Genomic DNA, 12327 nt, shown 5'->3' on the forward strand with positions numbered 1-12327 from the left:
GGTCGGACACCTTTCCGCTGCTGATAATCCTGTTGTTCAAATCCAACGGTCCTTCGTTTGGGATAACATAAACGCCGGACCGGCCCTTAATCACATTCAGACCGGCCGGGTTGATTTCGAGGTAGTGAGTGAATTTTTCCGCTTGGTGCTGATTATTTACGAGGGCGTTCGATAGCTTCTTCGGCTCCATTGTGCCCGGCTCAATATCGGTAAGATACTGACCGTTGCCATACTTCACATCGCGTGGTCTTCGGGCTTTCAGAGAAGGATTTAGCTTTCCTTCATTCAGGATGCCGTTCAGGCCAGCCTCGTCGGTGTAGTGATATAGGTTACGAAGCCCAGCGCCTGGAACGTCTTCAACTGCACCCGTCGGCGGCCTCACCCTGCTCGCAGGTGCTATCTTGGCGGCACCAAGGCCACCGAGTAGGCCGCCGAGGATCCGGAGAGGTAGCTCCAGACGGGTTCCCTCACCAAGTTGACCGCCAGCCTCGCTCCCCAAGCCCCCCAGCGCAGCCGCTCCGACTTTGAACGGCAATCCTCCGGGCACGACATAGGAAGCGGGATTGCCGACAAATTCTCCGACAGATGCACCGAATTTGCCCGCTCGGCCTTCCGGCCTGTGCATGGGTCCGGTTACATTCTTCTCAAGAATGTCCATCCCCTGTGCCGGGGTCGGCGCGTCCACGTCTTGCCCCATCTCGGCCTGCGTGGCACGCGCCAATGCGCTCCCCGCACTGTTCAGGCCAGAAGCGATTCCGCGAGGGATGGACCTGAAGAAGTCATCGGCGCCCGCCGCAAGCGAGAGTGGCGGCGCGGACCCCGGCGTTTGCGGAGCGGACGGCGGCTGATCGAAGCCCGCATCCGTTTGCGGATGGTTTGCCAGTTGCGTCCGTGTCGGTTGAATGATGTCGTCCGCGGCGAACGGATCGTGGTCGACGGGAACGAGCGAGTAATCATCGAAATCCGGCTGATGGTCCACCGGCACCAGAGAGTAATTGGGCATTGATCATCACCTACAGATATTGCGGACAGCTTCGGGTGAGCCCGTGCGTGACCGCACCTCGCGGAGAGGGCTGGGTTGGCTTTGGATGTTTGAAGGCAAGTGCTTGAAGGCTGGCTTGCGCGATGGCGCGGACGTGCCGCTTCCGGTTCGGCTTGCCCATCGTCTTCGCCGGGCGCCGGTCTGTCGATGGCCCTGGCTGTCAGCGATTTCGGCTCGCTGCGGCGGCCAATTTCGGCGCGCTCGGCAGTACTGGCCGACAGCGGCCTGTCCGATTCAAAAAGCCCGCAGCGGATTTTCCGGTGCGGGCTCGATTGTTGCGATGATGAAAATGTATCGGTGAGTTGCCCGACGTGTCAACTATTCGACGCGCAGATTTGTTCGATGGGCAGATTGCAGAGCGCCGGGAGCGGCTGAAATGACAACCGCACGGCGATGCCTGCCTGTCCATCCCTAGCGCCCCCCTAGAAACCATGCTGGGTCGGAGCGATAGTGCTCAAGCAACTCGTGGGGCGCAACAACACGCTCATGGTTCCGGTCCATGGCAACAACCTTGTCCGCATATCTCTCATAATGACTCGCTGCGCTGCCGCCGGATGGTTCAGGGGGAGCGGGTCGAAGACAGGAACTGAATGCACACCAGTCCTGTGGGTCGGAGGTCATGAGCCGATCCACCAAAGCCCTACTCCTGGCGTCATGCGAGCCGTCGGCCGTACGACCAGATGGTTCGGCGGCATCGATTTCTGGACAGCAACCGAAGAGGCATCCGAAGCATAGCAGGAGCCATATTCGAGCGCGCCGCATGCTAAGGCTCGTAACGATGATAGACCAGCAGACCACCAGGCTGATTGTTACCCATCATCTTTGCAGCAACGCTCTCGATCTTTTCGCTCTCTCCAACGCCGAGGAAGTTGGCATTCGGCCCCACAACTGTTCAAGCGCAAGCGGCTGCGCCATCAAGACGCCTGCTGATCACCGCGTCGCCAAAGAGACCGCATAGACCCTCAATATCTCCGCCGCCAGCGAAACGCATGCTGAGATCGATCGTATCTCCGACCAGCGCGAGCACTCCCGATCAAAATCCCGCCATCTCTTCCGCGCAAACCCTTCACCAGAACGGATATATCTAATTTCCCACTTGATATAGTCCGGAAAGTCTTGTGCCGCCAATTCCTTGAAAAGTGCCTGAATTTTCGGATGATCGTAATGATCAAGGGCAACAAGAGAATAGCGATAGTATATCGCTCCCGATAATGCGCCTTCGGGTAACAGGCCACTGCGGTACAGTTTCACCAGTTTTCTTATAAGCACGACATAATCATCGACATCGAGTTGATACATCGCATAGAGGGCGATCCGCCCGCCCTCCCTTCCTTCCGTTAGATAGCGAATGCAAAAATCGATGTTTTCTGGCGCGGCGGCCACAAGCTCTTCGAACGCGTCGCCGGACGGGGGATATTGGGGCGGTATGCGGTCAACAGCATCATCTCTTGTCGCCTGGGCGACTTTCTCGACATAGGCTTGATACTTGTCTTCATCGTGCGGCGCGCTTGCTTCGCTCCCGTTGGAGGCCGCGCTGGCGGCATTCAGACAGAGCGCGAACGCGCAGCCGAGCGACAGCACACAAGACAGGATGAAGCGTCGCATGTTATTGCCCGACATAGCGTCGATACAGTATCGGACCCTTGGCAGGGGCGCGCACTATAATGTCCTTTTTGGAGCCGCTTTCAATCCTTTCGGGAGCCCCGTCGTAGGGAGGAGACCCGACGCCGATGAACGTGTTGTTCGGCCCCACGATCACGACATGCCCCGTCGCGTCGCTATAATCTCTCGGCTGCGCCGCCACATCTCCCGGCTGGGGCGACTCGTCGGGACCCAGGACGCGCCATCCGGGAATTGCATACGATGGATCTGCCCATTGTCCGGCGGTGGGCGGAAAATGCTTCCAGTACCAATGCCCATTCGGGAGACCGGGACTCGCGTCCGCGTCGGTCAGCATCTCATGGACGAACAAATTGCATTTGTTCTTGCCTTCAGGGAAATTCCCCTTTGCGACTTCGGTGGTCCATGCGGTTGAACCAATTTGAGCGTTAGCTCGATCGACGATTTTCTGACGTATGACGCCGGGTTGACCGGCTCCTGTCGCAGACTGTTGCAATTGGGTTTGCGGCTGTGGCTGCGCCGGTTGAGTCGGTGTCGGCGGCTGTTGAAACTGCGCCAGTTGAGTTACGCCATCCGCGGCGAACGGATCGTGGTCAACGGGAACGAGCGAGTAGTCATCGAAGTCCGGCTGATGGTCCACCGGCACCAGAGAGTAGTCCGGCATGATCATTACCTACAGATATTGCGGACAGCTTCGGGCGAGCCCGTGCGTGACCGCACCTCGCGGAGAGGGCTGGGTTGGCTTTGGATGTTTGAAGGCAAATGCTTGAAGGCAGAGTGCTTGAAGGCTGGCTTGCGCGATGGCGCGGACGTGTCGCTTCCGGTTCGGCTTGCCCATCGTCTTCGCCGGGCGTCCGTCTATCGGCGGGAGCGGCCCTGGCTATCGGTCAGTTCAGCTCGTTGCGGTGGCCAATTCCGGTGTGCCCGGCAGCGTATTGGCCGACAGCGACCTGTCCGATTGAAAAAGCCCGCAGCGGATTTTCCGGTGCGGGCTTAATTGTTGTGATGATGAAAATGTATCGGTGAGTTGCCCGACGTGTCAATTGTTCGATGCGCAGAGCAGCTCGCAGGGCGCAATAGCGCGGCGGATTGCGCCGGCGTGCAGGTATTTCGCCGACGCCAAATCTGCCGTAATTATTCGCCACAAGCCGTCAATCCCGCCTTCCGCTGCGGCGATGCATTCGCTAAAGCCAGCAGCGTTGTTCCTCCGCATTTCCACGAGGCCGTTTCTGATGTTTCCGAAGCCGAAATCCGCGCTGGTCCCGAACACCTATGCCTTCGAGTCCGAGCCGATGGTGAAGCCGACCGGGTTTCGCGAATACGACGCGCGCTGGCTGTTCAACAAGGAAATCAACCTGATGGGCGTGCAGGCGCTGGGCATGGGGCTCGGCGCGCTGATCGCGGAGCTTGGTGTCAGCCAAGAGATCGTCACCGGGCACGACTTCCGCGGCTATTCCGCCTCGATCAAATATGCGCTGATCTCGGGCCTGATGGCGGCGGGCTGCAAGGTGCACGACATCGGGCTTGCGGTGACGCCGATGGCGTATTTCGCGCAGTTCGATCTCGACGTGCCCTGCGTCGCGATGGTCACCGCCTCGCACAACGACAATGGCTGGACCGGCGTCAAGATGGGCGCCAACCGGCCGCTCACTTTCGGCCCCGACGAGATGACGCGGCTGAAAGAGATCGTGCTCAACGCCGCGTTTCACAACAAGGCCGGCGGCTCCTACCAGTTTCACGAGAACTATCCGGCGCGCTACATCGCCGACCTCACCAATAGGCCCAAGCTGAAGCGCAAGCTGAAGGTGGTGGCGGCCTGCGGCAACGGCACCGCTGGCGCGTTCGCGCCGCAGGTGCTGGAGGCGATCGGCTGCGAGGTGATCCCGCTCGACACCGAGCTCGACCACACCTTTCCGAAATACAATCCGAATCCGGAAGACATGGAGATGCTGCACGCGATCCGCGACGCGGTGCTTCTGCACAAGGCCGATGTCGGGCTCGGCTTCGACGGCGATGGCGACCGCTGCGGCGTGGTCGACAACACCGGCGAGGAGATATTCGCCGACAAGGTCGGCGTCATGCTGGCGCGCGACATGTCGGCGATCAACGCCAACGCGCAGTTCGTCGTCGACGTGAAGTCGACCGGACTGTTCGTGACCGATCCGGTGTTGCAGAAGCAGGGCGCCAACACCGTCTACTGGAAGACCGGCCATTCCTACATGAAGCGCCGCACCAACGAATTGGGCGCGCTCGCCGGCTTCGAGAAGTCCGGGCATTTCTTCTTCAACAAGCCGTTCGGCCGCGGCTATGACGACGGCCTGGTGTCGGCGATCGCGATCTGCGAGATGCTCGACCGCGCGCCGGGCAAGTCGATGGCCGATCTGAAGAACGCGCTGCCGAAGACCTGGTCGTCGCCGACCATGTCGCCGCATTGCGCCGACGAGACCAAGTATGGCGTCGTCGATGCCGTGGTGAAGCACTTCGAGACGTTGCAGCAGAACGGCGGCAAGGTCGCGGGCCAGCCGATCCGCGATCTCGTCACCGTCAACGGCGTCCGCGTCACGGTCGAGGACGGCAGTTGGGGCCTGGTGCGCGCGTCCTCGAACAAGCCGGAGCTCGTCGTCGTGGTGGAGAGCCCGGTCAGCGAACAGCGCATGCGCGACATGTTCGAGGCGATGGATTCGGTGCTGCGCACCCATCCCGAGGTCGGCGAGTACAATCAGAAGATTTGAGGCAGAGCTCGCGCCCCAAGCAAACCGTCATCGCCCGGCGCGACCGGGCGATCCAGTATTCCAGAGACGGATGTGATTGAGCCGGGAAGCCGCGGCGTACTGGATCGCCCGGTCGAGCCGGGCGATGACAGTTGAGGGTGCCACTACGCTTGAGCGCGCCGCCTACGCCGCCGGCACCGGCAGCGCGGTCACCGACTTGATCTTCTCCATCGCGAAGCGCGAGGTGACGTTCTTCAGCGGCACCGCACTGATCAGCTTCTTGTAGAACACGTCATAGGCCTGCATGTCGGCGACCACGACGCGCAGCATGTAGTCGACGTCGCCGGCCATCCGGTAGAACTCCATCACCTCGGGCATGGCGCTGACGGCGTCGGCGAATTTGCGCAGCCAGGCTTCCGAATGGTCGGCGCTCTCGACCGAGACGAACACCGAGATCCCGAGCCCGATCTTGTTCTGGTCGACCAGCGCCACCCGGCGCAGGATCACGCCGTCGGCCTCGAGCCGCTGGATGCGCTTCCAGCATGGCGTCGACGACAGCCCGACGCGGTCGCCGATCTCGGCGACGGAGAGCGAGGCGTCCTCCTGCAACACGGTCAGGATCTTGCGATCGATCGCGTCGAGGCGGCGGTTGTTGTCATGAAGCTGAATGGCGACATCGGTCATAGAAGAAAGTTCCATATGAAGGTTCAATCTCCCTCTTATAGAGAAAAATCTTCCAAATCAAGCGGGTCGTGACCGGTCAGACCCGCCCGGCACCCGCGTGCTCACCCAAAAACGCTTCAACTTCAGTACGTTGCGGTGCGGCATAAGCGCCGCCGAAGCGGGTGCATTTCAGCGCCGCGGCGGCCGAAGCGAAGCGGAGCGCCTGCCGCAATTCCTGCTTTTCGGTCACGGCCAGCGCGAACGCCCCGTGGAAGACGTCGCCCGCCCCCAGCGTGTCGACGGTATGGACCGGGAAGGCCGGGCTCTCCTCGAGCTCGCCCTTCTCGTTGAGGAAGATCGTGCCCTTCGGGCCGCGGGTGCCGGCCAGGAACGAGGGCGTGAGCTTGGCGAGCTTTTGCAGCGCCTGGCCGTCGTCGGTGACGTCGGCGGTCTCCTGTAGCGGCTCGCTGGAGAACACCAGATGCGAGGAGGCGGTCAAGAGCCCTTCCCGCATCGACATCGCGCGGTCGACGTCGACCACGACCGGAATGCCGCGCCTGACGGCCTCGGCGCACAGCTCGGTGCAGAACGGCGCGCAACGGCTCTCGGTCAGGATCGCCGCACAATCCTCCAGCAGCAGCTCGGTCGGCGGCAGCTTCACCTTCCAGAGCTCCGGGTCGCGGAACGTGACGATGGTGCGCTCGCCGGTGTCGTCGATCATGATCGCCGAGATCGGCGTCACCAGGTCAGGCATGTGGATCAGATGATTGGTCTCGATGCCTTCCTCGGCGAGCTTGTCGAAGATGAAGCGGCTCGAGGTCTCCCGCGAATCGCCCATCGGTCCGCAGATCGAGGCGCGGCCGCCGAGCCGGACGATGCCGATCGCGGCGTTCAGCGCGTTGCCGCCGCAGATCTCGTCGAAATGGGTCGCATTCTCCTTGGAGCCGCGCGCCGGAACGCCGACCCGGAAGGTCAGGTCGCGCACCGGCAGGCCGATGCAGAGGATGCGGGGCGGGACTTTCGGGGCGCCGTCTTGAAAATTCATGCAGGGGTCCGTCGCAATGGTTCCGTCGGCTGGCTCAAGCTGTGTCCAGTCTAATGGGCAGAACGATGTCCGGTTCCCGCTATTGCTCCAACGGGTTTCGGTGATGCACCCAGCGGCCGAGCAGATGATGGGCAATCGCGAACGGATGCGGACCGGCGAGACCGTCGGGATGCTGGCGCTTGAGCATCAGCGTCGCCTCGGCATGATCGAACCAGCGTGCATCCTCGAGCTCGGTGCGGTCGACCACGATCTCCTCGCTGGTCGCGCGCGCGGTGCAGCCGATCATCAGCGATGACGGGTAGGGCCAGGGCTGCGTCATGTAGTAGTTGACGTCGGTGCAGCGGATGCCGCTCTCCTCGAAAATCTCGCGCCGGACCGCATCCTCGATGGTCTCGGCGGCCTCGACGAAGCCAGCGAGGCAGGAATACATGCCGGGCATGAACTGCTTCTGGCGGCCGAGCAGCACCTTGTCGCCATGGGTGACCAGCATGATCACGACCGGGTCGGTGCGCGGAAAATGCTCGGCCTTGCAGTTCGGGCATTCGCGCTTCCAGCCGCCGTCGCGCATCGCCGTGCGGGTGCCGCAGTTCGGACAGAAGCCGTGGCGCTGGTGCCAGGTGACCATCGATTTCGCCATCGCGATCGCCGAGAGCTGCTCCGGCGGCACCACGCCCTGCATCGCCATGCCGCGCAGTTCGGTGATCGCGACATCGCTGCGCCCGACCAGCTTCTCGGCGGCCTGCGGCGCGATCCCCATGCCGAAGATCGGCGCCGCATCGCGCAAGCCGAGGAAGATCGTGCCAGGATTTGCACCATAGCTCCGGGCCTCTTCCAGCGAGAGCAGCGCGCGGGCCCCGCCGTCGTCCTGCTTCACCACCAGCGAGTCGCGATAGATCACATAGGCGCGTGCCTCGCGATGGCCCTCCAGCGCGAACAGTTTTTCGTCGCTGGTGCGCAGATGCGCGGCGCGGTCCAGTGCATGGGTGACGAAGGCCGGCTGGCCGAGCGGGAAGGAATCGGATGCTGACATTGAAATTCAACCCAACCAGATCTTGCGGCGAAGCGCGCTGATGAAATTCTGCACTTCCTCGGCGTCATGCGCCAGCGGCGGCATCACGCCCCAAACGGGACGCGGCCATGCAGCGTCGCTGGTCCGGCGGGCGATGACATGGACGTGAAGCTGCGGGACCAGATTGCCGAGCGCCGCGACATTCAGCTTGTCGCATTTGGTGATCTCTTTCAGCGCGCGCGAGACCCGGGTGATCTCGGTCATCAACTGGGCCTGCTCGACCTCGTCGAGGTCGATGATCTCGACCGCGCCGTCGCGCCGCGGCACCAGCAGCAGCCAGGGATAATTCGCATCCTTGATGACGAGCACCTTGCACAGCGGCAGGTCGCCGATGTCGATGGTGTCTTTCTTGAGCTGCGAATGCAGCGACCAGTTGGAGGCGGGCATGACCGGCAAATAATGCCTTTATGTGTTCCCGTACAAGCCCCACAAAGCCGGCCTTACAAAGCCGGGTCAGAGCGCTTGCTTTCCGGCGGTTTTGGCCCCAAATAGGGACCGGGAGATTGGCGGTGGACGAGCCACTCGCCAACCGGGTCAGGTCCGGAAGGAAGCAGCCCTAACGAGGTCCGGATCGGGTCGCTCGTCAGTCTCCTACCTGTTTTTTCCGAGCGATTCGCGCTGGAATGGCGGTCTCCGCGCCCGGCGCTCGATTTCGGCTCTCATCCGCACGCCGGCTGCAAGAGACCCCAAAGTTGCGGATCGACGCATGAATGACGCTGGCGACCCCTCCCAACCGCCCGACGGCGCAGGCCAAAGCGGTTTTGACCTGGGCGGCGCCCCCGACGCAGCCAAGCCCTATCGCGTCCTTGCCCGCAAATACCGCCCCTCCAGCTTCGAGGACCTGATCGGCCAGGAGGCCATGGTCCGCACCGTCTCGAACGCGTTCGAGACCGGGCGGATTCCGCAGGCCTGGATCCTCACCGGCGTCCGCGGGGTCGGCAAGACCACCACCGCGCGCATCCTCGCCCGTGCGCTCAACTACGAAAAGCCCGACGGCTCGGTGAAGGGCCCGACCATCCACATGCCCGACCTCGGGGTGCACTGCCAGGCGATCATGGAAAGCCGGCACATGGACGTGCTGGAGATGGACGCGGCGTCCCACACCGGCGTCGACGATGTCCGCCAGATCAATGACAGCGTGCGCTATGCACCGGCGAGCGCGCGCTACAAGGTCTACATCATCGACGAAGTCCACATGCTGTCGACGGCGGCGTTCAACGCCTTCCTGAAGACGCTGGAGGAGCCGCCGGAGCACGCCAAGTTCGTGTTCGCCACCACCGAGATCCGCAAGGTTCCGATCACGGTGCTGTCGCGTTGCCAGCGCTTCGATCTTCGTCGCGTCGAGGCCGATGTGCTGATGAAGCATCTCGGCAACATCGCGACGAAAGAGGGCGTCACGGTCGAGCCCGAGGCGCTCGGCATCATCGCGCGCGCCGCGGAAGGCTCGGTGCGCGATTCGCTGTCGCTGTTCGACCAGGCGATCGCGCATGCCGCGGGTGACGTGAAGGCCGACGCCGTCCGCCAGATGCTCGGCCTCGCCGACCGCACCCGCGTGATCGACCTGTTCGATTCGCTGGCGCGCGGCGATCTCGCCGCCGCCTTCGCCGAATTCCGCGCGCAATATGATGTCGGCGCCGATCCGGTCGTGGTGCTGTCGGATCTCGCCGAATTCGTCAATTTCGTCACCCGCGTGAAGGTCGTGGCGGCAACCGCCGACAATGTCGCGTTCGGCGAGACCGAGCGGGTGCGCGCGCGCGAATTCGCCGTCAAGCTTTCGATGCGGGTGCTGTCGCGGATGTGGCAGATGCTGCTCAAGGGCATCGCCGAGGTGCAGACCGCGACCCGCCCGGCGGCTGCTGCCGAGATGGTGCTGGTGCGGATCGCCTATGTCGCCGATCTGCCGACGCCGGATGAAGCGATCCGGATGCTCGAACAGAATGGCGGAGGCGCTGCGCCCGCGACGTCCGGCTCCGCTGCATCATCATCGCCGCGCGGCGCGCCGAGCGCGGCGATATCAGCGATGTCGCCGGCGCCGGTGCGGGCACCGCAGGCGGCGCCGCGCGCCGATCTCGCCGCGCGTCCGCAGCTGGCATCGCCCGCCGCCAACGCCGCGCCCGCGCTGCGCATCACGAGCTTTCCGCAGCTGATCGCGCTCGCCGGCGAGAAGCGCGACATCATGACCAAGAGCGCGCTGGAGGCCGACGTGCGGCTGGTGCGCATCGAGGATGGCCAGCTCGAGATCGCGCTCGAGCCGAAGGCCCAGCGCGCGCTGGTCACCGATCTGCCGCGCAAGCTCGAATTATGGACCGGGCGGCGCTGGACCGTGATCATCTCCAACGAGGCCGGCCAGCCCACGGTACGCTCGCAGAACGAGCAGGCCCGCAGCGAACATCAGCGCTCCGCGGAGGCCGATCCGCGCGTGCAGGAGGTGCTGACGCGCTTCCCCGGCACCAAGGTGATCGAGGTCCGCCGCCTTGCCGCCGAGGTTCCGGTCGCCGACGCGACCGGCGAGGACCCGATTGAAACTTCCGACAGCGACGACGATTGATCCGATCACAGGGACGCACGCATGGCTGATTTTCTCGGCATGATGAAGCAGGCAGCGCAGCTGCAATCCAAGATGCAGGAGATGCAGGAGCAACTCGGCAATGTCGAGGTCGAGGGCATCTCCGGCGGCGGCCTGGTCGCGGTGCGCATGACCGCGAAGATGGAAGTGAAGGGCATCAAGATCGATCCCTCGCTGATGAAGGCCGAAGAGCGCGAGGTGCTTGAGGATCTGCTCGTCACCGCCTATGGCGACGCCCGCCGCAAGGCCGAGACCGCGATGCAGGAAAAGATGATGGCGATCACCGGCGGGCTCGGCCTGCCGCCGGGATTCGGCTCGTAAATGGCTGCAAGCGTCGCCGGTCCCGAGATCGAACGCCTGATCCAGTTGCTGGCGCGGCTGCCGGGTCTGGGGCCGCGCTCGGCGCGGCGCGCGGCGTTGCATCTGATCAAGAAGCGCGAAGCGCTGATGACGCCGCTGACATCGGCGTTGCAGGTCGCGATCGACAAGATCCAGGTCTGCAAGACCTGCGGAAACATCGATACACAAAATCCCTGCACGGTGTGCACCGATCCGCGTCGCGACCCCGCGATCATCGTCGTGGTCGCCGATGTCGCCGACCTCTGGGCGCTGGAACGCGCCAATGCGACCAATGGCCGCTATCACGTGCTGGGCGCGACGCTGTCGCCGCTCGACGGTGTCGGGCCGCAGGATCTCACCATCGATCAGCTGGTGGCGCGCGCGCATGCGCCCGAGGTCAGCGAGATCATCCTGGCGCTGAATGCCACCGTCGATGGCCAGACCACCGCGCATTACATCACCGATCTGTTGTCGGAGGCCAATGTGCGGGTGACGCGCCTGGCGCATGGCGTGCCCGTCGGCGGCGAGCTTGATTACCTCGATGAAGGTACGCTATCGGCTGCCATGCGGCAGCGAACGTTGTTCTGAAGCGCGATCGAAGGCCGGATTTGCCGGGGTTTGCCGGGCAATCGGTCGTTAGTCGAAAAGATCGCGCTGAAACAACATGATAGGGTGGACGACGATTCGGGGATGGTCATCCACACTCTGACGAATCTGACACGGAACCACCTGACATGACGATTGACCGATTCGGCGTACGCCTGGGCTTTGCGTTTCTGGCGACGGTTTTTGTCGTGCCCTGCGCGGTGGCGCAGCAGAGCGATGCGCCGCAGAAGCCCGGCAAGATGATTCGGGCCGGCGACGTGCTGTCGGGGGAACTCAGCGCGATGAAGGTGCGCGACGCCAAGAACCGCGGCAAGCGCGTCGCAACCTACCAGATCACCAGCGAACCGCGCCGCCTGCCGCCGCCGAACGGTCTCTGCAATCTGGAGACCGGGCCGGAAACCTTCCAGCTGATTCCAACCAACGACGCCCAGGCCACGCAGCTCAAGAGTCTCTCCGGCAAGGCCATCTCGGTGAAGGTCGACGAGATCGCCTGCGCCCAGGACGCCGGTCAGATGAGCGAAGCCATCGTCACCAAGTGGAGCGTTGTGGCCAAGTAGGTCTCATCGAATCGAGAACCATCCGCATCGTCGTCCTGGCGAAAGCCAGGACCCGTTACCCCAACTGTCGGTTGTTGCGCGGCGCTGCGGCCAGAATCCCTTCACAACC

Annotated in this window: 13 protein-coding genes and 1 other RNA gene; 6 read left to right on the forward strand and 8 right to left on the reverse strand. The window is 63.2% G+C overall.

Annotated elements, in window-relative coordinates; genetic code table 11:
* From B2W55_RS28580 to B2W55_RS28595, 4 genes are all read right to left on the reverse strand, one after another.
* Positions 1–1003 (reverse strand): HYD1 signature containing ADP-ribosyltransferase family protein (locus B2W55_RS28580; protein ID WP_291532525.1); only part of this gene is annotated, 1003 nt, incomplete at its 3' end.
* Between the two features lie 969 nt (positions 1004–1972).
* On the reverse strand, positions 1973–2647 hold the full coding sequence (locus B2W55_RS28585; RefSeq protein WP_024578794.1) for a hypothetical protein: 675 nt from the start codon (positions 2645–2647) through the stop codon (positions 1973–1975).
* 1 nt (position 2648) lies between these two features.
* A complete protein-coding gene (locus B2W55_RS28590; protein WP_145987218.1) occupies positions 2649–3326 on the reverse strand; it encodes a hypothetical protein in 678 nt (225 codons plus the stop codon).
* A gap of 223 nt (positions 3327–3549) precedes the next feature.
* Positions 3550–3807: a hypothetical protein gene (locus tag B2W55_RS28595; protein WP_145987219.1), complete on the reverse strand. Its 258-nt coding sequence runs from the start codon at positions 3805–3807 to the stop codon at positions 3550–3552.
* An 87-nt stretch (positions 3808–3894) separates the two neighbouring features.
* Between B2W55_RS28595 and B2W55_RS28600 the strand changes: the two genes are divergently transcribed.
* Complete coding sequence (locus B2W55_RS28600) at positions 3895–5394, forward strand: phosphomannomutase/phosphoglucomutase (protein WP_024578796.1); 1500 nt, start codon at positions 3895–3897, stop codon at positions 5392–5394.
* A gap of 162 nt (positions 5395–5556) precedes the next feature.
* Here B2W55_RS28600 and B2W55_RS28605 read toward each other — a convergent pair whose 3' ends face one another.
* The 4 genes from B2W55_RS28605 to B2W55_RS28620 all read right to left on the reverse strand — a co-directional run bounded on the left by B2W55_RS28605 (position 5557) and on the right by B2W55_RS28620 (position 8537).
* Positions 5557–6057: an Lrp/AsnC family transcriptional regulator gene (locus B2W55_RS28605; RefSeq protein ID WP_024578797.1), complete on the reverse strand. Its 501-nt coding sequence runs from the start codon at positions 6055–6057 to the stop codon at positions 5557–5559.
* 76 nt (positions 6058–6133) lie between these two features.
* Positions 6134–7081: a sugar kinase gene (locus B2W55_RS28610; protein ID WP_024578798.1), complete on the reverse strand. Its 948-nt coding sequence runs from the start codon at positions 7079–7081 to the stop codon at positions 6134–6136.
* Between the two features lie 79 nt (positions 7082–7160).
* On the reverse strand, positions 7161–8111 hold the full coding sequence (nudC, locus tag B2W55_RS28615; RefSeq protein WP_024578799.1) for an NAD(+) diphosphatase: 951 nt from the start codon (positions 8109–8111) through the stop codon (positions 7161–7163).
* A gap of 6 nt (positions 8112–8117) precedes the next feature.
* Positions 8118–8537 (reverse strand): HIT domain-containing protein, encoded by a 420-nt coding sequence (locus B2W55_RS28620; protein ID WP_024578800.1) that lies wholly within the window; start codon positions 8535–8537, stop codon positions 8118–8120.
* Positions 8538–8648: 111 nt separating this feature from the next.
* Here B2W55_RS28620 and ffs point away from each other — a divergent pair.
* From ffs to B2W55_RS28645, 5 genes are all read left to right on the forward strand, one after another.
* Positions 8649–8745, forward strand: an RNA gene (ffs, locus tag B2W55_RS28625) — signal recognition particle sRNA small type.
* A 111-nt stretch (positions 8746–8856) separates the two neighbouring features.
* Entirely contained in the window at positions 8857–10698 is a 1842-nt protein-coding gene (locus tag B2W55_RS28630; RefSeq protein WP_024578801.1) for a DNA polymerase III subunit gamma/tau, read from the forward strand.
* Between the two features lie 21 nt (positions 10699–10719).
* Positions 10720–11037, forward strand: coding sequence for a YbaB/EbfC family nucleoid-associated protein (locus tag B2W55_RS28635; protein ID WP_024578802.1), 318 nt, complete (start codon positions 10720–10722; stop codon positions 11035–11037).
* Positions 11038–11643, forward strand: a complete 606-nt coding sequence (gene recR, locus B2W55_RS28640; RefSeq protein ID WP_024578803.1) for a recombination mediator RecR — start codon at positions 11038–11040, stop codon at positions 11641–11643. It abuts the gene before it with no gap.
* Positions 11644–11789: 146 nt separating this feature from the next.
* On the forward strand, positions 11790–12218 hold the full coding sequence (locus B2W55_RS28645; protein WP_024578804.1) for a hypothetical protein: 429 nt from the start codon (positions 11790–11792) through the stop codon (positions 12216–12218).
* Positions 12219–12327: the final 109 nt, after the last annotated feature.

Source organism: Bradyrhizobium sp. UBA2491 (genome assembly GCF_002341725.1).
In the GTDB taxonomy this organism is placed as follows: domain Bacteria; phylum Pseudomonadota; class Alphaproteobacteria; order Rhizobiales; family Xanthobacteraceae; genus Bradyrhizobium.

What these genes read in the sequence shown, in the direction of transcription:
- B2W55_RS28585 (WP_024578794.1), bottom strand. Translation starts at nt 2,647, where the DNA reads ATGCGACGCTTCATCCTGTCTTGTGTGCTGTCGCTCGGCTGCGCGTTC.
- nudC (WP_024578799.1), bottom strand. Translation starts at nt 8,111, where the DNA reads ATGTCAGCATCCGATTCCTTCCCGCTCGGCCAGCCGGCCTTCGTCACC.
- B2W55_RS28645 (WP_024578804.1), top strand. Translation starts at nt 11,790, where the DNA reads ATGACGATTGACCGATTCGGCGTACGCCTGGGCTTTGCGTTTCTGGCG.
- B2W55_RS28610 (WP_024578798.1), bottom strand. Translation starts at nt 7,081, where the DNA reads ATGAATTTTCAAGACGGCGCCCCGAAAGTCCCGCCCCGCATCCTCTGC.
- B2W55_RS28600 (WP_024578796.1), top strand. Translation starts at nt 3,895, where the DNA reads ATGTTTCCGAAGCCGAAATCCGCGCTGGTCCCGAACACCTATGCCTTC.
- B2W55_RS28590 (WP_145987218.1), bottom strand. Translation starts at nt 3,326, where the DNA reads ATGCCGGACTACTCTCTGGTGCCGGTGGACCATCAGCCGGACTTCGAT.
- B2W55_RS28620 (WP_024578800.1), bottom strand. Translation starts at nt 8,537, where the DNA reads ATGCCCGCCTCCAACTGGTCGCTGCATTCGCAGCTCAAGAAAGACACC.
- B2W55_RS28605 (WP_024578797.1), bottom strand. Translation starts at nt 6,057, where the DNA reads ATGACCGATGTCGCCATTCAGCTTCATGACAACAACCGCCGCCTCGAC.
- B2W55_RS28635 (WP_024578802.1), top strand. Translation starts at nt 10,720, where the DNA reads ATGGCTGATTTTCTCGGCATGATGAAGCAGGCAGCGCAGCTGCAATCC.
- recR (WP_024578803.1), top strand. Translation starts at nt 11,038, where the DNA reads ATGGCTGCAAGCGTCGCCGGTCCCGAGATCGAACGCCTGATCCAGTTG.
- B2W55_RS28630 (WP_024578801.1), top strand. Translation starts at nt 8,857, where the DNA reads ATGAATGACGCTGGCGACCCCTCCCAACCGCCCGACGGCGCAGGCCAA.